A 21,106-nucleotide genomic window follows, 5' to 3' on the forward strand; every position below is an offset into this window, starting at 1 on the left:
GCCCTCGCTGCCGGGGTGAGGTGTCTGCGTCATCAGCGGTCTCCGATCAGTTCGGCGAGATCCTGCACAACCACCTCGGCACCCTGGTCGCTCAGCGCCTGCGCTCCGGCCCCGCGGTCGACTCCGACGACCAGGCCGAAGTCGCCGGCAGCGCCGGCCTGCACGCCACTGATCGCATCCTCCAGCACCACGGCCCGTGAGCTGGGCACGCCCAGCTGCTCCGCGGCATACGTGTAGGTGTCTGGCCGGGGCTTGCCCGGCAGCTGCCGCTGCGCGGCGACCGCACCGTCCACGACGACCGGGAACCGGTCGGCGATGCCGGCCGCCGCCAGGACCTCCGGTGCGTTCTTGGAGGAGGAGACCACCGCCATCGCAACCCCTCGCGACTCGAGGTGGTCCAGCAGAGCCAGCGACCCGGCATACGCCGTGATGCCCTCGCTGCGCAGCACCTGCGTGAACAACTCGTTCTTGCGGTTGCCGAGCCCGCACACGGTCTGCTCGCTCGAGGAGTCCTCGGGGCTGCCGTGGGGGAGCTCGATGTCCCGGGAGGCGAGCATCGCGGCGACGCCCTCATAGCGCGGTTTGCCGTCGATGTGCGCGAAATAGTCGGCCTGGGTGTAGGGCTTGCTGACCCCGCGCGAGGTCAGGAAATCGGTGAACATCCGCTCCCAGGCGCGCATGTGCACCTCGGCCGTCGGCGTCAGGACACCATCGAGATCGAACAGGGCTGCGTCATAGTCGTCCCACTGCACGCGCCCCACCCTAGGGGAGACCCTCGGGTGGGGCGCGATGCGCACGGGACCGGTCGTTCAGTCGGTGTAGTAGTTGAAGGTGGCGAAGGCCTGGTCCAGGGCGAGGACGTCGCGGTCGTGGATCATCTGCACGATCAGCAGCGCGGTGAACGAGGCGTCGTTGGGCGTGGCAGCGAGCACGACGATCTGGTTGCCGGACCCGCCGCAGTCGCTGTATTGGTGGTAGTGGCCGGTGTAGAGCCCGTCGCTGTAGTCACTGAGCCCGTCGTCGGTGCAGCCGTCCGCGAACTCCATCGAGTCGATCAGGCCGACGAGGTCGTCGGTCGTGTCCACGCCCATATAGATCAGACCGGGCTCGCTCCAGGTGTTCTCGAAGGCGTCGACGTCGGCCGCGGCGGCGATGTAGGGCAGACCCGCCTCGCCGTAGGGCGAGGTCACCCGGTCCGTCCACTCGGCGGGCACCTCGACCAGGATTGACTCGGTGTCGTCCACGACCGACTCGTAGGCGTAGGCGGACTCGCCGCCCTCAGCGACCTCGTCGCCCAACTCCTGGACGAAGGACATCACCGGCTGGATCGCGGCGTCCTCCTGGATCGGGTTGTTGAGCTCGCCGCGCAGCACCTCACCGGTGTCGTAGCGCAGCACCTCGATGGAGACCGGGGTGTCCTCACCGGACGTGCGCAGGACGTCGCAATACTCCGCCATGCTCCCGTCGGGAGCCATCGGCAGCCCGTTGAGGGTGGTGATGATGTCGCCCGGGACCACCTTGGCGCGCGCGGCCGGCGACCCAGCCTTGACGCCGCTCACCCACAGACCGGTGATGTCCTGGCTCTCGTCGTAGACCGGGGTGGCGTTGACGCCGAGGGCCTCGAAGTCACCGTCGCGCAGCTCCTCGACCACGCTCTGGGCCAGCAGGTGGTCGATCGCATACTGCTGACGGACCATGTCCTCGGGCAGGAAGCCAGAGAAGTGGATCCCGGTCACCTGGCCGTCGGTGTTGAGCAGCGGTCCTCCGGAGTTGCCGGGGTGAGCCGCAGCGTCATGCTCCATGGAGTGATCGACCGAGGCCCAGGTCAGCTCCTCGCTGGAGGCCTGTGCCTTCGAGACGATGCCGCGCGTCAGCGTGTATTCGGGGTCGCCGAGCGGGAAGCCCGCGACGTAGATCTCCTGCCCGACCGCCACCGGGTCCGATGACCAGGACAGGTGCGGCAGCGGCTCGGGCTCGCTGATGTCGATCAGGGCGAGGTCGTTGCACTCGGAGGCGCCGACGACGCGGGCGTTGTAGCTGCGGGTCGTGTCGCCGCCGATGAAGACCTCGAGCGTGGCGGCGCCGGTGACCACGTGGTTGTTGGTCACGGCCAGCCCGTCCGAGCTGATCAGGAATCCGCTGCCGGAGCCGCCCCCGACATAGTTGCCGAACTCCGGGTGGCGCATGCCGCCGGTCGCCCGGATCTGCACGACCGCGGGCTGGGCGTCCAGGTGGGAGGTGATGGTGGAGACGCCCGCGTCGGCGGGAGCGGCGGTGATCGGTGCCTGGTCGGGCTCGGCGGACTGCTGCTCGGCGTCGGCGGGTGCCGCGGTGGTCGCGTCCTGGGTCGCGGTGGCCTCGACCGTGACGGTCTCGACAGCAGGGGTGTTGCCACCGCCACACGCAGCGAGCACTGCGAGCAGGGGGACGGCGGCGGTGAGGGCAATGGTGTTGCGGTGCACGAGATGAGCTCCTGGGAAGGAAGGGGTTCGGTGGACCGTCCCCCCAGCTGAACGCCTGGGTCCGATCCCGGCCCGACAAGGAGCGGGGCCACTAGCGAACCTAGAGATGGCGTGGCATGCTCCGCGTCGGCCTCGAGGATGATCACGGTGGCACGGGCGGGTGCGCGGGATCGGTCTGGAGGATGACGCCCTGTGGACAGGATTCGTCGCCGTGTCATGGCTGGACCGTAGGTTGGCCCGTATGACTACTGAGGCGCTGCAAGCACTCCGACGGCTCGTCGGGCGAGACGACGCCGACTTCCGGGACGGGCAGTTCGAGGCCGTCGAGGCGCTGGTCGAGCGTCGGGAGCGGGTTCTGGTGGTGCAGCGCACCGGGTGGGGCAAGTCGGCCGTCTATTTCGTGGCGACGGCACTGCGGCGCGCGCAGGGCGCGGGCCCGACCATCATCGTCTCGCCGCTGCTGGCCCTGATGCGCGACCAGATCGAGGCGGCCCGGCGCGCGGGCATCAACGCCGTGTCGATGAACTCGGCCAACGCCGAGGAGTGGGGGCGGGTGCGCCAGGAGTTGGCCGACGACACCGTCGACGTGCTGCTGGTCAGCCCCGAGCGACTCAACAACCCGCGCTTTCGCGAGGAGCAGCTGCCCGATCTCGCCGCCCGCTGCGGCCTGCTGGTCGTCGACGAGGCGCACTGCATCAGTGACTGGGGCCACGACTTCCGCCCCGACTATCGCCGGATCCGCACGCTGCTGGCCGGGCTGCCCGCGGACACCCCCGTGCTGGCCACCACGGCCACGGCCAACGAGCGCGTGGTGCACGACGTCGTCGAGCAGCTGTCCGTCGGCGCCGACGGCTCGGCCCGTCAGGTCAGCACGATCCGTGGCCCGCTCGCCCGCGCCTCGCTGCGGCTGGGGGTCCTGGAGTTGGAGACCCCCGAGCGACGCATCGCCTGGTTGCTGGGGCACCTGGGCGACCTGCCCGGCAGCGGCATCGTTTATGCCCTGACCGTCTCTGCTGCAGAGGATCTCGCTGCCTCACTGACGCGGGCCGGGCACACCGTTTCGGCCTACACCGGTCGCACCGACCCGGCCGACCGGCTCGAGCTGGAGCGTCGGCTGCGCGACAACGAGGTCAAGGCCCTGGTCGCCACCAGTGCGCTGGGCATGGGCTTTGACAAGCCCGACCTCGGGTTCGTCGTCCACCTAGGGGCTCCGAGCTCCCCGGTGGCCTACTACCAACAGGTGGGTCGTGCCGGGCGCGCGACGGACAACGCGGACGTCCTGCTCCTCCCGGGGGTGGAGGACCGCAACATCTGGGCCTACTTCGCCTCGGCTGCGATGCCGAAACAGGAGCAGGCCGACGCGGTGCTGACGGCGCTGGCCGGCTCCACCAAGCCCCTGTCGACCGCCGCGCTGGAGACCCAGGTCGATGTGCGGCGCACCCGCCTGGAGTTGCTGCTCAAGGTGCTCGACGTCGAGGGTGCCGTGGAGAAGGTGCAGGGCGGTTGGACCGGCACGGGTCAGCCGTGGACCTATGACGCCGAGCGTTATGAACGCGTCGCGGAGGCCCGTGAGCGTGAGCAGCAACTGATGCTGGACTATCAGCGCACCCAGACCTGCCGGATGGCGTTCCTGCAGGAGACACTCGACGATGCAACCGCAGCCCCGTGCGGACGGTGCGACAACTGTGCCGGCCCGTGGTTCCCCACCGAGATCCCGGCCGACGCGATCGACCTTGCGCTGGGTCAGCTGGCCCGGGTCGGTGTGCCGGTGGAGGCACGCGCCCAGTGGCCCACTGGCATGGACCGCCTCGGTGTGCCGGTCCGGGGCAAGATCGCTCCCGCCGAGTCGATGAGCACCGGCCGAGCCCTGGCCCGCGTCTCCGACCTGGGGTGGGGTCAACGGGTGCGCGAGCTCGTCCAGGGGCCCGACACCGCGGTGCCGGGCCAGATCGTCAACGCCGTCACCAAGGTGCTAGCCGACTGGGACTGGGCACAGCGGCCGGTCGCCATCGTGTCCGTGCCCTCCCGCCAGCGCCCGGAGCTGGTCACCTCCCTGGCGCGCAGCATCAGCGAGCTGGGCCGACTGCCCTATCTGGGCGAGTTGACGACACCGAACGGTGGGCCGACGGGGGAGTCGGGCGGCAACAGCGCCTTCCGACTCGCAGCTGTCTGGGACCAGTTTGAGGTCGGACCCGAGCTGGCCCAGCAGCTCGGCGGCTTGCGGGGACCCGTGCTGCTCGTCGACGACCTGGTCGACTCGCGCTGGACGATGACCGTCGCGGCCCGCGTGCTGCGGCTGGCCGGTGCCGAAGCAGTTCTGCCGCTCGCGCTGGCGCAGGCCGGATGAGGGTGGTCGCACGGCTCAGCGATCGGCGTCACGTGGGTCGGATGTATGCCGCGAGTCAGGTTCTCCTCAATCTTCTGTGATGACGGGCGCCTCTGACGCCGTCTGGGGGTACCTTCCGGAGCATCACCGCTCGCACACGCCGCCCGGAGGTCCTGATGCGCCGTCGCCCAGTTCTGTCCCTTGTCCTCGCCGCTTGCCTGGCGGCCCCGGTCGCGGCCTATGCGGCTAACCCGGATGACGGGCAGAAACTCGTGCCGATCGGAGGCGGCTACTCGGAGGAGTCACTGCATGGCTTCGCCGCGCAGACCATTGACGGGGCCACGGGGGACACCGTCGACCTCTATGTCATCCCGTCCAGCTACGGCGACGCACCAGAGGATCGGGAGGAGAATCTCGCGCTCGCCCAAGAGCGCACGGTCCAGATCGAGGCGGCATGCGATGACGTCGTGGACCTCGCCACGTTCACCGGCGGGTGCGAGGCGACCCTGCTGCCGTTGCTGGCGCGTGAGGACGCGCTCGACCCGGCTGCCTCGGAGGGACTGGACGACACGGACACCGACGGCGTCTACATTCTGGGCGGCGACCAGGTCCTGGCGATGCATGTGCTGGCCAACAGCCCGGCAGAGGAGCGGCTCGCCACGGCCTACGCCCAGGGGGTTGTGATCAGTGGCACCAGTGCCGGCAACGCGGTCCAGTCCCGCTCGATGGGTGCTGGCTATCCCGAGCCCGGCTATCCGGAGAACGCCCTCGAGCGCGACATGTCGCTGATCTTCTGGGGCGATGACCTGGCGAGCGAGGAGCGCGGTCTGTCCTTCGGGTCGCAGGAGATCATCCTCGATCAGCACTTCTATGAGCGCGGTCGGTTCGGTCGGCTCCTCTCGTGGACGGCACAGTCCGTCGAGCGTTATGGCGGAGCCGGCAAACTGGGCGTGGGCGTGGACTGGGGCACGGCTCCGGTGATCCAGGACGACGCCACGATCACCAGTGTGTTGGGGGCCAGTTCGGTCTCCGTCCTCGACTTCAGCGCCGCGCAAGGTCTTGACTGGGTCGGCGATCGCGACACGCTCTCGGTGCAGTCCGTGCTGGTGCACCTGCTGGCGCCAGACACTGGCGCGACCTATGACTTTGGCTCTCGCTCGGTTGCGCACGACGACGTCGCGGTGCCCACGCCCGAGCGGGTCGCCCTGCCCTCCCTGGCGACCAGAGGACAGGGCACCCTGTGGCTGGGCGGAGGAGACAACAACTCGATCGAGTCTGAGGCGTTGTCCGCCTTTGTCGCGCAGGCCCAGGACAACACCCGAGGCAAGGGCAAGACGTCCCTGCTGGTGCTCGGCCTCGGCTATGCGGATGAGGCGGGGGCATTGGATGCCGTGACGGACTACACCGAGGCTGTGGCCGAACTCGGCTGGACTGGAGGCATTGACGTGCGAGTGCATGGTCACGACGCCATCCCCACCTCCGCAGTCGCTCGTGCCGCGGGTGTCCTGGTCGTCGGGGGAGACCAGTCGCTGATGGCGGAGGAAGTGGCTGACCCGGAGTTGCGCAGTGCCCTCGCGAAGGCGGTCCAGCGGCCGACGCCGGTGCTGACTGACGGTGCTGCCACGGCGATCCTGGGAGAGCGCTATGTCACCGACATCGATCCCACAACATCTGACGAGGCGATCGAGATGTTCCGTGCCAACGCGGTGATCACGACACCTGGGCTGGGGCTGATCCCGGGCTACACGCTCGAGCCGACGTTGACGCAGGACTACCGCTGGGGCCGGCTGTTCGGCGCGGCCCACGACAGCCCGGACGTGGCTTCGTTGGGCATCAGCGAGCTGACCGCCATCGAGGTGGGACGCGGCGGCGCGAGCGTTGTGGGTGAGCGCTCGGTGGTGGCCGTTGATGGTTCGGGCGCCACCTGGTCCACCGGCAGCAATGGAGCCCTTGGCGCGACCAACGTGTGGCTCGACGTGTTCAGCACCGGCGACCTGATCGAGTGACCACGGGCGGCACATCGACACCGGCCTGAAGTGGAGCCCGGGGTGAGTACGGTCTCTTCGTGTCGCTCGCAGGCGCCGTGGCCGCACCACGCAGTCCGGCATGCCCCTCGAGTGCACCACCTATGGACCGTCTGCTGTTTGTTGTGGTTGACATCCCGTGCACTCGAGCGGTGACACGGACGTCTGGTGGGTATGAGGAGAAGACACCCTCACCGTCACGCACGCACCAGCGCGTTGTCACCCGTCTCGCAATGCTGCTTGGACAGACCAACCCGGAGCCGGCGCGGTTCGAAGTCCTCGTCGCGCCGCTTGATGTCCGCCTCAGCGAGCTGACGACGGTGCAACCTGACGCTGTGGTGCTGCGGGATGATGACGATCCCGTGCCGCTTCTTGCGCTCGAGGTCCTCAGCCCCAGCACCAGACACTTTGACGTCGGTATGAAGCGGTCGCGCTATGCCACTGCCGGGATCGCGAACTTCTGGGTTGTGGACCCCGACGCTCCGAGTCTCACGGCCTGGGAGTTGCGCGAGGGCCGTTAGCGGAGGCGGTCGGGGACCAGACCGTCACGGTGCCGACGCCGTGGCCGGTCACGATCACTCCTGCATCGCTCACCCGTCGATCCTGACCCGCGGACGCTGAGTCAGCGGTCTCGTCGGGTCATCCTGAGTCGGCGCCGCCGGCCGATCAACCTTGTGCCGTCGTGCCTTCCCACCGGATCTCCCCGTCCACGACGACGGTGGTCCGTGTCATGCCCAGCCGCGTCGCGATCCGTTGCGACGCCTCATGGTCTGGGTGGATGTGGGCAACGACAGCGGTGACGCCCTGCTCCACGAGGTCGTCGAGGAGCAGCCGGGCAGCTCGCCCGGCATGTCCGTTGCCCTGCCACGGGCGGCCGATGACCCACGCGATGTCGGCCGGGCTGCAGCCGACCGGGTCGCCGTTGGTGGGGTCGGCGTTGACGGGAATCGTGGCCTGGACATAGCCGATGGGCTGGTGCTCAGGACCGAGCGCAACCACCGAGTTGATCCAGCGCTCGCTGCCATCGGCGGAGTGGCCCCGGACCTGGACGGCATAACGGCGCGCGAGGTCATCGCGGGTCGGAGGCTGGCCACCGGTGAACTCATAGAGCTCTGGGTCGGCCAGAACGGTCGTCATGACGTCGGCGTCCTCGACCGTCAGCGGCCGGATCTGCAGCGTGCCGGTCAAGGCCTCACACCAGCTCGAGCTGGTCGGCCACGACGCGTCCGGCGCGCAGCACGGTGCGGTCGGAGGGGCGGTCCATGACCGCCGAGGTGACGGTCTCACCCTCGACCAGCAGCAGGTCCGCCACGTCGCCGACCGCGAGGCCCGGACGGTCGGAGACCGCGCCCAGCCGGGGCAGCTGAGGCTCCACGATCGAGGCGCCACCGCGGGTCGCGACCGCGACTGCGTGCTCGATGAGCTCATCGGCGCGGTGACCCATCGTGAAGGCCAGCTGCCAGGTGCGGTCCAGCATGTCCCCGTTGCCATAGGGCGACCAGTAGTCGCGCTGGCCGTCCTGCCCCAGCCCGACCCGCACGCCCGCCTCGGTCAGCCGGTCGACGGGCACCCGTGACTTGCCACCCGGAGCGATCGTCGCCATGGCAATGTCCGCCTCAGCCAGGCTCGCCAGGAGCCCGTCGACCCGGGTCGGGTCATCGAAGAGGGCGTAACCGTGGGAGATCAGGACGTTGCCCTGCATGCCCAGGGCCAGGGTGCGCTCCACGATGAGGTCGACGCTGAACAGCCCGAGCTCACCAGGCTCGTGCAGGTGGATGTCGACGGGCACGCCGAACTTCTCCGCCAGGCCGAAGACGATGTCGAGATGGCGCACCGGGTCACGGTCGAGGGTGCACGGGTCGATGCCGCCGACGACATCGGCACCGGCCCGCAGCGCGTCCTCCAGCACCTGCGGCGAGCCCTCCTCACGCAGCAGTCCGGCCTGCGGGAAGGCCACCACCTGCACGGTGGCCCGGTCCTTGTGCGTCTCCCGCGCTGCGAGGACAGCCTCCAGCCGCTCCAGGCCGGCATCGACGTCCACCTGCGCAAACGAGCGCACCGTCGTCACGCCATGGGCGATCTCGCGCCCCAGCAGGTCGCTGACCCGCTCGGTGATGCCGACCTCCGCGTCCCGCCAGTTGGCCCGGTCGTTGAGCATCATCGTCCACACGCCAGGGCCGCCGGTGTGCGGCCGGAACGGCAGCCCGACCCGGTTGGAGTCCAGGTGGCAGTGCGCGTCGGTGAAGGTCGGCAGGGCGAGGCGGCCGCGCCCCTGGACCACCGTCTCCGGGGAGCCTGCGGGGTCGGCCGACCCCTCGGCATACGGCTGGGTGGGGGAGACGGCGGTGATCACCCCGTCGGCGACGGTCAGGTCGACTGCTGGGCCGCCCCAGGGGCGGACGTCACGGATCAGGGCAGCTGAGGAGGGAGGCATCGAGGCCAAGGTTAGCGGCCGTATGCCGTGTGGCCGGCCAGCTGCACAGGTGGCGGCTAGCGAGGACCTGGGTCGGGTGCGTGGCAGGATCACCCGGTGGCCGGCAACGGGGAGAGCAGGACCTGGCGAGCAATTTTTCCGGGGAGGAACCCTGGTCTCTGGTGGCGAGCCCTGCTCAGTGCGCTGCCTTGGACGGCGGTGCTCATGGTCGTCGGGGCGTTCACCAACGACGAGGGACCGTCCCGGGGCGTGCTCGAGATGGGCATTGTCGGTCTCCTGGTCTGGGCCGTGACAGCCGTCCTCACCGCCCGGTCTTCCCGGCGCAGGGGTTGGGGGAGCTATCTGGCGATCAGCGGCACCCTCGCGTGGATCCTCGGCGTGAGCATGATCTTCGGGACATCCGTCCAGGTCTGAGCGCGGTGACTGGCCGGCTGACTGTTCCTATTCGCCTGCGGCGGCGAGGATCTGGGCCCAGGTGACCTGGCGCGGTGACCCGGCGCGGTCCGGTGTGGCCAGCGTCGCGATCGCCCGGGCACGCTCGGTGCGGCCGAGCTCGTCGCCGAACCGGTCGACGACCAGCAGCGCGCGGGGTCGGGCCAGACCGCCCATCACCTCGCGCACGGCGTCCATCAACTCGACGGCCACCGCATCCAGGTCCGGGTCGGGTCCCACCTCTGTGCTGAGGGCGACGGCGGCCAGGATCGATCGACCGGTCTCCGGGTCCTTGCGCCAGGTGACCTCCGCCCCGGAGACATAGGGGTGCTCGGCCAGCACCTCGCGCACCTCGCGCAGGGAGACCAGCTGACCCGAGACCGACACCACGTCGTCGGTGCGCCCCAGGAAGCTCACCGAGCCCGAGCCGTCGCGGACCGCGAGGTCACCGGTGGAGTAGGTCCCCGGGTGCCGGGTCCAGTGCGTGTCGACCACGGCGGCCTGCGCGCCCTCGACCCCCACCAGGGTGCCGGCCCACGGCAGGCGCAGGACGGCCTCGCCGATCTCACCGTCCGGCACGGACTCGCCGCTCGGATCGACGATGTCGAGGCCACAGTCCGGCATCGAGGTCAGGGCCCCGTCCGGCCCGTCCGTCCCAGCTGCCTCCGCGGTGGTCGGGTTGCTGTCGGTGACGCGCACGATGCCGCCCAGCTCGAGCTGGCCCCAGGCGTCGGAGACCTGCAGGTGGCGGGCGGCAAAGGCCTCGCCCAGCCACTGGGCCAGCTCCTCCTCGACGGGCTCGCCGGCGGTGGTGACGCGCTGCAGCGAGGGCAGCGCAGAGACCTCGGGCAGCTCGCGGGCCCACCCACGGACCGTGCGGACCACCGACGGGCTGGTCACCATGTGCTCCACGTCGTAGCGCCGGATGATGTCCCAGGCGCGGGTGTAGGTGGGGACGTCCAGGGTGCCCTCAAACATCACTGCGGTGTCGCCGTGGGCCAGCGGCCCATAGATCCCGTGGATCTGGGTGACCGCCCACGCGATGTCCCCGGCACACCAGAAGACGCCGCCGGTGCGCAGCTTGCCGTGCACGGCCAGAGCGCCGGCCAGCATCGTGCCGGTCCCGTGGACGACGGAGACCGACTGACCGCCCTTGTTGGCCAGTGGCACCGTGGCGATCGGGTGGTCCGGGGCCACCGAGACAGGGGCCGAGAGGTCGTCGGCGGGCTCGGGCACCTGGCCGGGGCGGGTCGCGGCGACCAGGTCGTGATACCACCGGTCACCCTCGAACCAGGCCACGTCCATGCCGGTGCGGCGCACCACGATCGTGTGCTGCACCGAACCCCCAGCCAGCAGGGCCTCGTCGGCGCGAGCCTTGAGCGGCAGCACCGTGCCGTGGCGCCACGCGCCGTCCTGGGTGAACAACACCTTCAGGTCCAACAGGTCCAGTCGGTCAGCCAACGGCTCGACGGGCAGTGGTGCGGGCAGGACCGTGTGCACGGCGCCGATGCGGGCGCAGGCGAGCATCGCCACGACCGTCTCGGGCAGCCAACCCAGGTGCAGCCCAACGCGATCCCCGGTCGTCACGCCCATGCCACGCAACGCCTTGGCGAGCGCGCCCACCTGGGCGTGCAACTCGGCATACGTCATGGAGCGGCGGTCGCCAGGCTCACCCTCCCAGTGCACCGCGACCTGGTCGCTGCGGTCGGGCAGGTGCCGGTCCAGGCAGTTGACCGACAGGTTGAGCTCGCCGCCGGTGAACCAGGAGCCGGAGCGCTCGCCGGCCTCCCAGAGGTGGGTGTAGGGGGTGTCCCAGGTGATGAGCTCGGCGACCTGAGCCCAGTCCTGCGACGGGGGAGTGCGCAGCTCAGGCATGCCCCAGAGTCCTTCCAGCCGCGCGGGCGGCGCGGGCGAGGTGGCCCGCGATCCGGCTCACGGTGTCGGCATCATCGGGTCGGTCGAGGTTGGCGGCCAGCGCCGCCACAGTCACACCCTGACCGTCCACCAACGGGACCGCAACCTCCGCGGGCAGCGTCGGGTCGTCCGGCTCGTGGGCGAGATGGTCGGCGGCGGCCCACGCGGCCCGGACCCCCTTGCCCTCGGCGGTGGTGCGGTCGAGGTCGTCGGCACGCTCCAGGGCGCGCGCCCACTCCTCGTCGCTGCTGCGGGCGACCAGCAGGCGCCCGCCCGCGCAACTCAGGGCCGGGCCGACCCGGTGCGTGTCGCGATAGGGGCCGCGGTCGGTGCCGTCGACCCGGTCGACATAGACGACCTCGCCGTGGACCAGCGTCTCGACGTGGATGGTGTTGCCGATCTGGTCGCGCAGTTGGGCCAGGTAGGGCCCGAGCGCGCCGAGCAGCGGCAGCCGCGAGAGGTAGTGGTTGGACAGGCGGGTCAGCTCCGGGCCCAGCCCATAGCGCGAGGAGCGCGGGTCCTGCACCACCAGGTCGGCGAGCACGAGGGAGCGCAGCAACCGGTGCACGGTCGGGATGCTCATCTGGGACCGTTCGGCCAGGTCCGTGAGCTGCTGGTATGCCGGTCCCTCGCCCAGGAGCTCGAGCAACCGCACGGCGTTGCGCACCGTCCCCAGGCCCCCACGCCCCCCGGCGGCGGTCTCCTCCACGCGGGGAGTTGACTCCTCCGCTCGTCCTGCCTTCATATCCCCGACCCTATCTTCCGTCTGTTGCGGCAAGCGAACCATACTCCGTTGTAACATTCCGATGACGGTCCTTGCTTTTCAGATAGTGAAAACCTAAAGTCAGTTCCCGATGGGTAGCCCGGTGCATCCGGAAAGCCCGCCTCCGACGCTCACCGACGAACATCAGGAGTGGCCAGTGCTCACCAGGGCCTATCAACACTCACTGCGCGGCAGCCACCTCCCGGCTGGCCAGCCGCTGCTCGAGGTCGACAACATCTCGTTGCGATTCGGTGGCGTCAAGGCGCTGCGCGACATCTCGATCACGGTCTCCGAGGGCGACATCCACGCGATCATCGGCCCCAACGGTGCCGGCAAGTCCTCGCTGCTCAACTGCATCAGCGGTCTCTATCACCCGCAGGAGGGCGAGATCCGGCTGCACACTGCCGCGGGGTCGGGCGCCACGGAGGCCGTCGGCGCACACCGCGCGGACGCTGAGCGGGCCGACGGTCCGGTGCGCACGCACACGCTCACCAAGCTCCCGCCCTACAAGATCGCGCGCCTCGGCGTGGCCCGCTCCTTCCAGAACATCGAGCTCTTCTCGGCGATGACCGTCCTGGAGAACCTCATGCTCGGCCGGCACATCCACATGAAGAAGGGTGTGCTGTCCTCGATGCTCTGGGTCGGTCCGGCGCGTCGTCAGGAGATCGAGCACCGCCAGCTCGTCGAGGAGGTCATCGACCTGCTCCAGCTGCAGGCGGTGCGCAACACCCACGTCGGCGCCCTGGCCTATGGCGTGCAGAAGCGGGTCGAGCTCGGCCGCGCCCTGTGCCTGCAGCCAGCACTCCTGCTCCTCGACGAGCCGATGGCCGGCATGAACGCCGAGGAGAAGGAGGACATGGCGCGCTACATCCTCGACGTGCACGAGCTGGCGCACGTCTCGGTCGTGCTCATCGAGCACGACATGAACGTCGTCATGGACATCTCCGACCAGGTCAGCGTGCTCGACTTCGGCGCCAAGATCGCCGACGGCACTCCCGATGAGGTCAAGGCTGACCCCGCGGTGATCGAGGCCTATCTCGGTGCTGAGGACGAGGACGCAGAGGTCCAGGAGGCCGTGGCACTGATGGAGGAACAGGTGGCACAGGACGCGGCGGAGGAGGAGAACCGTGGCTGAGGGTGTGCGAAACCTCCCTGAAAATACGGGAGAGGCGAGCGAGACCTCTATCAAAAATGGGGGGATGTCGCCCGGCGCTGTCGGGGGGTCCACGGGGGGCGGAGCCCCCCGTGCGGACACCTTTCCGCGGTTGCTCATGGAGCTGGCGGCGCAGCGCCCGGACGACGTGGCGATGCAGGAGAAGCAGTACGGCATCTGGCAGCCGATCACCTGGGCGGGTTATGCCGAGCGGGTCAGTGACACCGCCAACGGGCTCGCAGCCCTGGGGATCGAGCGCGGCGAGATCGTCGCGGTCCTGGGTGACAACCGTCCCGAGTGGCTGATCGCTGAGCTCGCCGCCCAGTCCATGGGCTGCGCGGTCGTCGGCATCTATCCCACCTCGATCGGTGAGGAGCTGCGCCACATCCTGACCCAGGCCCGCGCCCGGGTCGTCGTCGCCGAGGACCAGGAGCAGGTCGACAAGCTGTTGCGCCTCCTCGAGGACGAGGCCCCGGCCGGCAGCGAGCCGTTGTTGGTCGAGCGCATCGTCTATTACGACCCGCACGGCCTGGAGCAGTATGCCGACACTGTCCTTCTCGAGTTCACTGACCTGGAGGCGATGGGCAAGGAGCGTGCCGCCCAGCAGCCAACCTGGTTTGCCGAGCAGGTCGCCTCGGGCAGTGCGGACGACATCGCGGTCATCTGCACCACCTCCGGGACCACGTCCAAGCCCAAGCTGGGGGAGCTGTCCCACAGCAACCTGCTGACGATGGGGCGTCACCTCACCCAGGTCGACCCGATCACCGCCAAGGACCGTTACGTCTCCTTCCTGCCGTTCGCCTGGATCGGCGAGCAGATGCTGGCCGTGGCCTGCGGCCTGACCAACGGCGTGACGATCTCCTTCCCCGAGGACAGCTCCACCCAGCGCAGTGACCTGCGCGAGATCGGTCCGGACGTGATGTTCTCCCCGCCGCGGATCTGGGAGTCGATGCTCTCCGAGGTCCAGGTCCGCATCGATGAGGCGGGCTGGCTCAAGCGCAAGGTCTTCGGCTGGGGCTATGACGTCGGCGACCGCACCGCGGCCATGCGGGTCAGCGGCAAGAAGCCGGGCGCGGGTCTGGCCCTGATGCACAAACTGGCCGACGTCGTCGCCACCCGCCCGGTCCGCGACCAGCTGGGACTGGCCCGGATCAAGCGGGGATACACCGGTGGTGCACCGCTGGGACCGGACGTCTTCCGCTTCTATCACGCGATCGGTGTGAACCTCAAGCAGCTCTATGGCCAGACCGAGATCTGCGGGATCGCCGTGGTGCACCGGGACGATGACATCGCCTTCAACACCGTCGGCACGCCGATCCCCGGCACGGAGATGCGGATCACCGACGACGGCGAGATCCTGCTGCGCTCGGCCTCGGTCTTCCGCGGCTATCACCGCCAACCTGAGGAAACCGCAGCGACGGTCGATGCGGACGGCTGGCTGCACACCGGCGACGCGGGCTATCTGGACGAGTCCACCGGCCAGTTGGTCGTCATCGACCGGCAGAAGGATGTGCTGACTGCTCCGGACGGCACGCGCTACTCGAGCCAGTTCATCGAGAACAAGCTCAAGTTCAGCCCCTACGTCGAGGAGTCCGTGGTCTTCGCCCCCGGCGAGTCGGCCGAGGATGCAGGGGGCATGACGGCGCTGATCACCCTCGACCCGGCGACGGTCGGGTCCTGGGCCGAGCACGAGCGGCTCAGCTACACGACCTACACCGACCTGGCGGCCAAACCCGAGGTCTATGACCTGATCGCCGAGGAGGCCACCCGTGCGAACGAGGACCTGCCCGAGTCGATCCGGGTCACCCGGTTCGTGCTGCTGCACAAGCAGCTCGACCCCGATGACGACGAGATCACCCGCACGCGCAAGGTGCGCCGCAACGTGATCGCCGACCGCTATGGCGACATCATCGCGGCACTGCGCCGGGGCGACGACCAGGTGAGCATCCGCAGCCGCATCACCTATCAGGACGGCACGAGCACCGAGCGCGAGCTGAGCCTGGAGATCTTTGACCTGACCACCTACACGATCCCGGAGGGCCGGGGCCGTCGACCCGTCTGGAGTGGTCGCCGATGAGTGACAGGACCCGCGAGGACACGAGCTTGCGAGGCCCGGAGCGGTCCGCGGAACTCATCAGGAGGGCTCTGTGAGTAACTTCATCCAACAGTTGATCTACGGGCTGGCGGACGGGTCGATCCTGGCGCTCGCCGCGCTGGGCTTCGTCCTGATCTACAAGGCCACCGGTGTCATCAACTTCGCCCAGGGCGAGTTCCTGCTGGTGGGCGCCTACATGTTCTACACGGCGTTCGTCGTGTTCAACCTGCCCCTGCTCCTCGCGGTCGTCTTCGGTGTCGTGGTTGCCACGGTCATCGGTGTCCTGGTCGAGCGGCTGATCCTGCGGCCGATGGTCGGGGAGAACCCGATCAGCATCATCATGGTGACGATCGGGTTGTCGATGCTGCTCAACGCGCTGGTCCAGGCGTTCTACGGCACCTCGCCGAAGAGCCAGCCGGCCCTGTTGCCGCGCAGCTCGATCGAGGTCCTCGGGGCGACGGTGCCCCTGAACCGGATCTTCGCGGTCGTCATCGCGGCCATCGTGCTGACCGCCTTCACCATCTTCTTCCGCAAGTCCCGGCACGGCATCGCGATGCGGGCCGTGGCCGACGACCAGCAGGCGGCGATGACGATGGGCATCTCGGTGCGCCGCATCTTCGCGATGGCCTGGGCCCTCGCGGCGATCAGCGCGCTGATCGCCGGCGTCCTGCTCGGTGACATCTCCGCGGTCGACCAGAACGTCGCGGCCTTCGGCCTGCTCGTCTTCCCCGTGGTGATCCTCGGCGGCCTGGACTCGGTGCCCGGCACGATCGTCGGTGGGCTGACGGTGGGTCTGCTCACCCAGTTCACCGCCGGCTATCTGGATGGTGGACTTGCGACCGTCATCCCATACATCGCTCTCGTCCTGATCCTGCTCGTGCGTCCGTACGGCATCTTCGGCGAGATCCGGATCGAGAGGGTGTGAGCTGACGATGGCTGCCACATCAACCGGAATCCACCACCGGAGCTATACCTCCGAGCTGCGCCTGCGGGCGACCAAGGCCGAGTACTTCCGGCTCGGTCTGATGACCGCGCTGCTGCTGGTCCTGCCGTTCGTGCTGGACAACTTCTGGCTCTCCCAGATCAACCTGATCATGATCGCGGTCATCGGGGCGGTCGGGCTCAACATCCTGGTCGGCTACACCGGGCAGATCTCGCTGGGTCAGGGCGGCTTCATGGCCGTCGGCGCCTACAGCTCGGCGATCCTGTCCGACCGCATCGGGTTGCCGACGCCGCTGGCGATCATCTTTGCCGTGCTGCTCACCGCCGCCGTGGGTGTCTTCTTCGGGCTGCCGGGCCTGCGACTCAAGGGTCTCTATCTGGCGATCGCGACGCTGGCCAGCCAGATGATCATCGAGTTCATCATCCGGCGCTGGAGCTGGCTGACCGAGGGCGCGGGCTATATCAACGTCGACCGCTTCGAGTTCCTGGGCTTCCAGGTCGGCAACCGGGAGGTCTTCGAGCAGCAGTGGTACTGGATCCTGACGATCCTCGCGGTCCTGACCGTGATCACCGCCCGCAACATCTTCCGCACCGGCCTGGGCCGATCGTTCATGGCCGTTCGTGACCAGGACATCGCCGCTGAGGCGATCGGCGTCAACCTCACCCGGGCCAAGCTCACCGCCTTTGCGGTGTCCTCCGGCTTCGTGGGGCTGGCCGGCTCGCTCACCGCGCACTACAGCGAGGTGGTGTCGTGGGAGAAGTTCACCCTCGACGTCTCGATCCTCTATCTGGCGATGATCATCGTCGGCGGACTGGGCAGCATCGCCGGAGCCGTCTACGGCGCGATCTTTATGACCCTGCTGCCCGAGGTGATCCGCCGCGTGGCCAACGCGCTGGAGTCCTCCATGCCGTTCCTGGCTGACCAGCTGCCGGCCGTCCAGAACGCCGCCTTCGGCGTCATCATCATCGCCTTCCTGATCTTCGAGCCTCGAGGGTTGGATCGCATCTGGCAACGGATGAAGGACTACTTCAAGTACTGGCCGTTCCGCTACTAGCCGGCCACTCCGCATACCCCCCCCTGACCAACCCCCGACCCCCTGACCAACCCCGGTCCCGAGACCAAGCACAAAGAGTCACACCCGAAATGAAGGAGACAGAAATGTTCGGAAAGTCCCGCAGCGTGGCGGTGGCTCTGGCTGCCACGACCGCGCTCGTCCTGTCCGCCTGTGGTGGCGACGACGGAGGCGGCGGCGACGCCGACTCCGACGAGCCCATCAACATCGGCATCATCGCCGACCTGACCGGTGCGACCGGCGACGTCGGCACGCCCTACAACCAGGGCATGCTCGCCTACATCGACTGGCGCAACGGCGATGGTGGCATCGAGGGCCGTGAGATCGCGGCCGAGTCCAACGACTACGCCTACGAGGTCCCGCAGGCCGAGTCCCTCTACAAGCAGTACGTCAACGACGGCGTGGTGGCCATCCAGGGCTGGGGCACCGGTGACACCGAGGCCCTGTCCGGGTCCGTCGCCAAGGACGAGCTGCCGTTCATGTCCGGCTCGTTCGCCGAACCGCTGACCGACCCGGAGGAGGCGCCCTACAACTTCGTGGTCGCCCCGACCTACTCCGACCAGATGCGCGTCGCGCTCAACTGGATCAACGAGGACTCCGGCGGCTCCGGCGAGGTCGCGGTCTTCCACAACGACAGCCCGTTCGGCCTGGCCCCCGTGCAGGACGGCGAGGACTGGGTCGCCGAGAAGGGCTATGACCTGGGCTACGCGGCATACCCCATGCCGGGCGGCTCGGCGAACTATGTCGGTCTGCTGTCCCAGGCACAGTCGCAGGGTGCGAAGTACATCGTGATCCAGAACGTGGCCTCCCCGGCCGCGCTGGTCGCCAAGGACATCGCTGCCCAGGGCCTGGACATGAAGATCGTCTGCCTCAACTGGTGTGCCAACGAGCTGTTCATCGACTCCGCCGGGGCCGAGGCCGCTGAGGGCCACATCCTGATCCAGCCGTTCGCCCCGCTGACTGCCGAGAAGCCCGGCCACGAGCCGATCACCGAATACCTCGAGGCCGAGGGCACCGACCCCGAGACCATCGGCACGTCCTATGTCCAGGGTTGGTATGCGATGCACGCCATGGCCGAGGGTATGGAGGCCACGCTGGTCGAGGGCAACGACCTGTCCGGCGCGAGCATCAAGGAGGCCCTGGAGACGATGGGTCCGATCGACACCGGTGAGGTCATCGGTGGTGGCTCGCTCGAGTTCTCCGCGGACAGCCACCGCGGCACCAGCTCGACCGGTGTCTATCAGGCGCAGGACGGCAAGATGGTCGAGCTCGAGGCGAGCGCGACGCCGTGACCAGCCACACCGACACCACCACCTCGGGGGCGGCCGCTGCCGCCCCCGGGGCGGGGTCCATGCTGGCCCTGAACAACGTCGAGGTCATCTATGACGACGTGATCCTGGTGCTGCGCGGCCTCTCGCTGGCGGTGCCGGAGGGCAAGATCGTGGCTCTGCTCGGCTCCAACGGGGCCGGCAAGTCCACCACGCTCAAGGCGGTCTCCGGGCTGCTGCCGAGTGAGCACGGAGAGGTGACCGACGGCAGCGTCACCTTCCAGGGCCAGGACATCACGAAGCTGGATGCGCCCGAGCGCGTCAAGCTCGGGATGAGCCTGTGCATGGAGGGCCGCCACGTCTTCGAGCACCTCACCATCGCGGAGAACCTGGTCGCCGGTGCCTACACCCAGAAGACCTCGGCCGAGGAACTTGATCTGGTCTACACCTACTTCCCCAAGCTGGCCGACATGCGCAGCCGGGTCGCCGGTTACCTCTCCGGCGGTGAGCAGCAGATGCTGGCCATCGGCCGCGCGCTGATGGCCCGGCCCAAGCTGCTGATGTTGGACGAGCCCTCGCTCGGCCTGGCACCACTGCTGGTCCAGGAGATCTTTGGCTATATCAAGCGCCTCAACGAGGAGCGCGGCCTGACCGTCCTCGTCATCGAGCAGAACGCTCGCCGCGCCCTGGAGATCGCCGACCACGGCTACATCATGGAGCAGGGGCGGATCGTGCTCGAGGGTGACGCCAAGGACCTGCGGGAGAACCCTGACGTCAAGGAGTTCTACCTCGGTCTGGGCGAGGAGGGTGGCCGCAAGAGCTACCGCGATGTCAAGCACTACAAGCGGCGCAAGCGCTGGCTCTGAGCCAGCCGTATGCCGTCGCTCACCTCGGGCGCCACGGCCGCCGGTTCTCCACCGGTGACCGTGGCCCCGGGACCCACCACAGGCGCTCGTCGCGCCGCTGACACCCACCGCTGAGGAGCTCAGGATGTCTGTTGCTGCTGCCCTGCAGGACCATCTGCAAGCGCGTGACCTGGACCAGGCCGTCGCTGACCTGATGAGTGCTGCCGCGACGGTTCCTGGGCTGGCCCGGCGCCTCGAGCAGGCCGGGGTCGACCCCACCGCGATCACCTCGGTTGCTGCGCTGTCCGAGCTGCCCGTCCTGCCCAAGGACTCGGTCGTGGACCTGCAGCGCGAGGACCCGCCGTTTGGCGGGATGCTCGCCGACGGGGCCGACGTGGTCCGGGTCTTCCAGTCGCCCGGGCCGTTGTATGAGCCGCAGTTGGCCGGCGCTGACAGCTGGCGCTGGGGCCAGGTCTTCTCCGCTCTCGGTCTCGGTGAGGGCGACACCATGCTCAACGCCCTGGGCTATCACCTGTCACCGGCCGGCGCCATGATGGAGGCCGGCGGCCTGGCCACCGGTGCCCGGGTGCTGCCCGGCGGCATCGGCAACCAGGACCTGCAGGTGCAGGCGATCGCCGATCTGGGCGTCACGGCATACGCCGGTCTGCCCAGCTATCTCAAGGCCCTGGTGGAGCGCTTTGACGAGGCCGGCCTGCCGCGCGAGCGCTGGCTGCTGGACAAGGCGATGGTCACTGCCGAGCCGTTCCCGGACTCGCTGCGCGAGATCCTGACCGAGCGGGTGGCGACCGTGCGGATGGCCTATGGCACCGGCGAGACCGGGCTGCTGGCCTATGAGAACGGTGACGGCGCCGGCCTGGTCCTGGCTGACGGCGTGTTGGTGCAGGTGTGTGAGATCGGGACGGGCGTGCCGATCACCGACGAGACCGAGGGCGAGGTCGTGGTGACCGTGCTGCGTCCGGACTATCCGCTGGTGCGCTTTGGCACCGGCGACCTGTCCGGCTGGATGGTCGGGCCCGACGGGTCGCTGCGGCTGCGCGGCGTGCTGGGGCGGACCGGTGTCGCAGTGAAGGTGAAGGGGATGTTCCTGCACCCGGCGCAGATTGCGTCCGTGATGGCGGGGGTCAGCGGAGTCGCTGACTATCGCTTCGTCGTGGGGCGCGTCGACCACGTGGACACGCTGCGCTGCGAGATCGTGCCCGAGCCCGGCGCCGATGCTGATGCGCTCGTGACCCAGGTCGGCCCGAAGGTGCGCGACGGTCTGCGGTTCCGTGCCGAGGTGGTGGCCGTCTCGACGCTGACGACGGGCAGCGGGCCGATCCTGGACACCCGCGACTGGGACTGACCGGCGCTCTGC

At 68.9% G+C, this 21,106-nt stretch carries 17 protein-coding genes; 11 read left to right on the forward strand and 6 right to left on the reverse strand.

Annotated features, from left to right (window positions below; all coding sequences use genetic code 11):
• Positions 1 to 32: 32 nt before the first annotated feature.
• Together NF556_RS05805 and NF556_RS05810 are read right to left on the reverse strand one after the other, a co-directional pair.
• Positions 33 to 752 carry an HAD family hydrolase gene (locus tag NF556_RS05805; RefSeq protein WP_252594542.1) on the reverse strand — a complete coding sequence of 240 codons (720 nt, stop codon included), beginning with the start codon at positions 750 to 752 and terminating at the stop codon, positions 33 to 35.
• A gap of 57 nt (positions 753 to 809) precedes the next feature.
• On the reverse strand, positions 810 to 2,462 hold the full coding sequence (locus NF556_RS05810) for a S1C family serine protease (RefSeq protein WP_252594543.1): 1,653 nt from the start codon (positions 2,460 to 2,462) through the stop codon (positions 810 to 812).
• 241 nt (positions 2,463 to 2,703) lie between these two features.
• Between NF556_RS05810 and NF556_RS05815 the strand changes: the two genes are divergently transcribed.
• From NF556_RS05815 to NF556_RS05825, 3 genes are all read left to right on the forward strand, one after another.
• Positions 2,704 to 4,809: a RecQ family ATP-dependent DNA helicase gene (locus tag NF556_RS05815; protein WP_252594544.1), complete on the forward strand. Its 2,106-nt coding sequence runs from the start codon at positions 2,704 to 2,706 to the stop codon at positions 4,807 to 4,809.
• 155 nt (positions 4,810 to 4,964) lie between these two features.
• Entirely contained in the window at positions 4,965 to 6,794 is a 1,830-nt protein-coding gene (locus NF556_RS05820; protein ID WP_252594545.1) for a Type 1 glutamine amidotransferase-like domain-containing protein, read from the forward strand.
• Positions 6,795 to 6,916: 122 nt separating this feature from the next.
• The gene (locus tag NF556_RS05825; RefSeq protein ID WP_256829758.1) at positions 6,917 to 7,333 is read left to right on the forward strand and encodes a Uma2 family endonuclease; all 417 of its coding nucleotides are present in this window, start codon (positions 6,917 to 6,919) and stop codon (positions 7,331 to 7,333) included.
• A gap of 145 nt (positions 7,334 to 7,478) precedes the next feature.
• Here the strand turns inward: NF556_RS05825 and NF556_RS05830 are convergent, their stop codons facing one another.
• Positions 7,479 to 8,000: a GNAT family N-acetyltransferase gene (locus NF556_RS05830; RefSeq protein ID WP_252594547.1), complete on the reverse strand. Its 522-nt coding sequence runs from the start codon at positions 7,998 to 8,000 to the stop codon at positions 7,479 to 7,481.
• Positions 8,001 to 8,004: 4 nt separating this feature from the next.
• The gene (locus NF556_RS05835) at positions 8,005 to 9,246 is read right to left on the reverse strand and encodes an amidohydrolase family protein (protein WP_252594548.1); all 1,242 of its coding nucleotides are present in this window, start codon (positions 9,244 to 9,246) and stop codon (positions 8,005 to 8,007) included.
• Between the two features lie 198 nt (positions 9,247 to 9,444).
• Here NF556_RS05835 and NF556_RS05840 point away from each other — a divergent pair, with 198 nt between their 5' ends.
• The gene (locus NF556_RS05840) at positions 9,445 to 9,660 is read left to right on the forward strand and encodes a hypothetical protein (RefSeq protein WP_252594549.1); all 216 of its coding nucleotides are present in this window, start codon (positions 9,445 to 9,447) and stop codon (positions 9,658 to 9,660) included.
• Positions 9,661 to 9,687: 27 nt separating this feature from the next.
• On the opposite strand, the gene NF556_RS05845 is transcribed toward NF556_RS05840, so the two are convergent.
• Positions 9,688 to 11,553, reverse strand: a complete 1,866-nt coding sequence (locus NF556_RS05845; RefSeq protein ID WP_252594550.1) for an AMP-binding protein — start codon at positions 11,551 to 11,553, stop codon at positions 9,688 to 9,690.
• Positions 11,546 to 12,337, reverse strand: coding sequence for an IclR family transcriptional regulator (locus NF556_RS05850; RefSeq protein ID WP_252594551.1), 792 nt, complete (start codon positions 12,335 to 12,337; stop codon positions 11,546 to 11,548). Before NF556_RS05850 ends, NF556_RS05845 begins: the two co-directional genes overlap by 8 nt.
• 175 nt (positions 12,338 to 12,512) lie before the next feature.
• Between NF556_RS05850 and NF556_RS05855 the strand changes: the two genes are divergently transcribed.
• From NF556_RS05855 to NF556_RS05885, 7 genes are all read left to right on the forward strand, one after another.
• The gene (locus NF556_RS05855) at positions 12,513 to 13,490 is read left to right on the forward strand and encodes an ABC transporter ATP-binding protein (RefSeq protein ID WP_252594552.1); all 978 of its coding nucleotides are present in this window, start codon (positions 12,513 to 12,515) and stop codon (positions 13,488 to 13,490) included.
• 64 nt (positions 13,491 to 13,554) lie between these two features.
• Positions 13,555 to 15,585, forward strand: coding sequence for an AMP-binding protein (locus NF556_RS05860; protein WP_252594553.1), 2,031 nt, complete (start codon positions 13,555 to 13,557; stop codon positions 15,583 to 15,585).
• Between the two features lie 70 nt (positions 15,586 to 15,655).
• Positions 15,656 to 16,528 carry a branched-chain amino acid ABC transporter permease gene (locus NF556_RS05865; RefSeq protein WP_252594554.1) on the forward strand — a complete coding sequence of 291 codons (873 nt, stop codon included), beginning with the start codon at positions 15,656 to 15,658 and terminating at the stop codon, positions 16,526 to 16,528.
• A gap of 7 nt (positions 16,529 to 16,535) precedes the next feature.
• On the forward strand, positions 16,536 to 17,600 hold the full coding sequence (locus NF556_RS05870) for a branched-chain amino acid ABC transporter permease (RefSeq protein WP_252594555.1): 1,065 nt from the start codon (positions 16,536 to 16,538) through the stop codon (positions 17,598 to 17,600).
• A gap of 104 nt (positions 17,601 to 17,704) precedes the next feature.
• Positions 17,705 to 18,910, forward strand: coding sequence for an ABC transporter substrate-binding protein (locus NF556_RS05875; protein ID WP_252594556.1), 1,206 nt, complete (start codon positions 17,705 to 17,707; stop codon positions 18,908 to 18,910).
• On the forward strand, positions 18,907 to 19,752 hold the full coding sequence (locus NF556_RS05880) for an ABC transporter ATP-binding protein (protein ID WP_425606954.1): 846 nt from the start codon (positions 18,907 to 18,909) through the stop codon (positions 19,750 to 19,752). The genes NF556_RS05875 and NF556_RS05880 overlap by 4 nt, the downstream gene beginning before the upstream one ends.
• A 124-nt stretch (positions 19,753 to 19,876) precedes the next feature.
• Entirely contained in the window at positions 19,877 to 21,094 is a 1,218-nt protein-coding gene (locus NF556_RS05885; RefSeq protein WP_252594557.1) for a phenylacetate--CoA ligase family protein, read from the forward strand.
• The last annotated feature ends 12 nt before the right edge of the window (positions 21,095 to 21,106 follow it).

The sequence above is a fragment of the Ornithinimicrobium faecis genome (genome assembly GCF_023923225.1).
GTDB lineage: Bacteria > Actinomycetota > Actinomycetes > Actinomycetales > Dermatophilaceae > Ornithinicoccus > Ornithinicoccus faecis.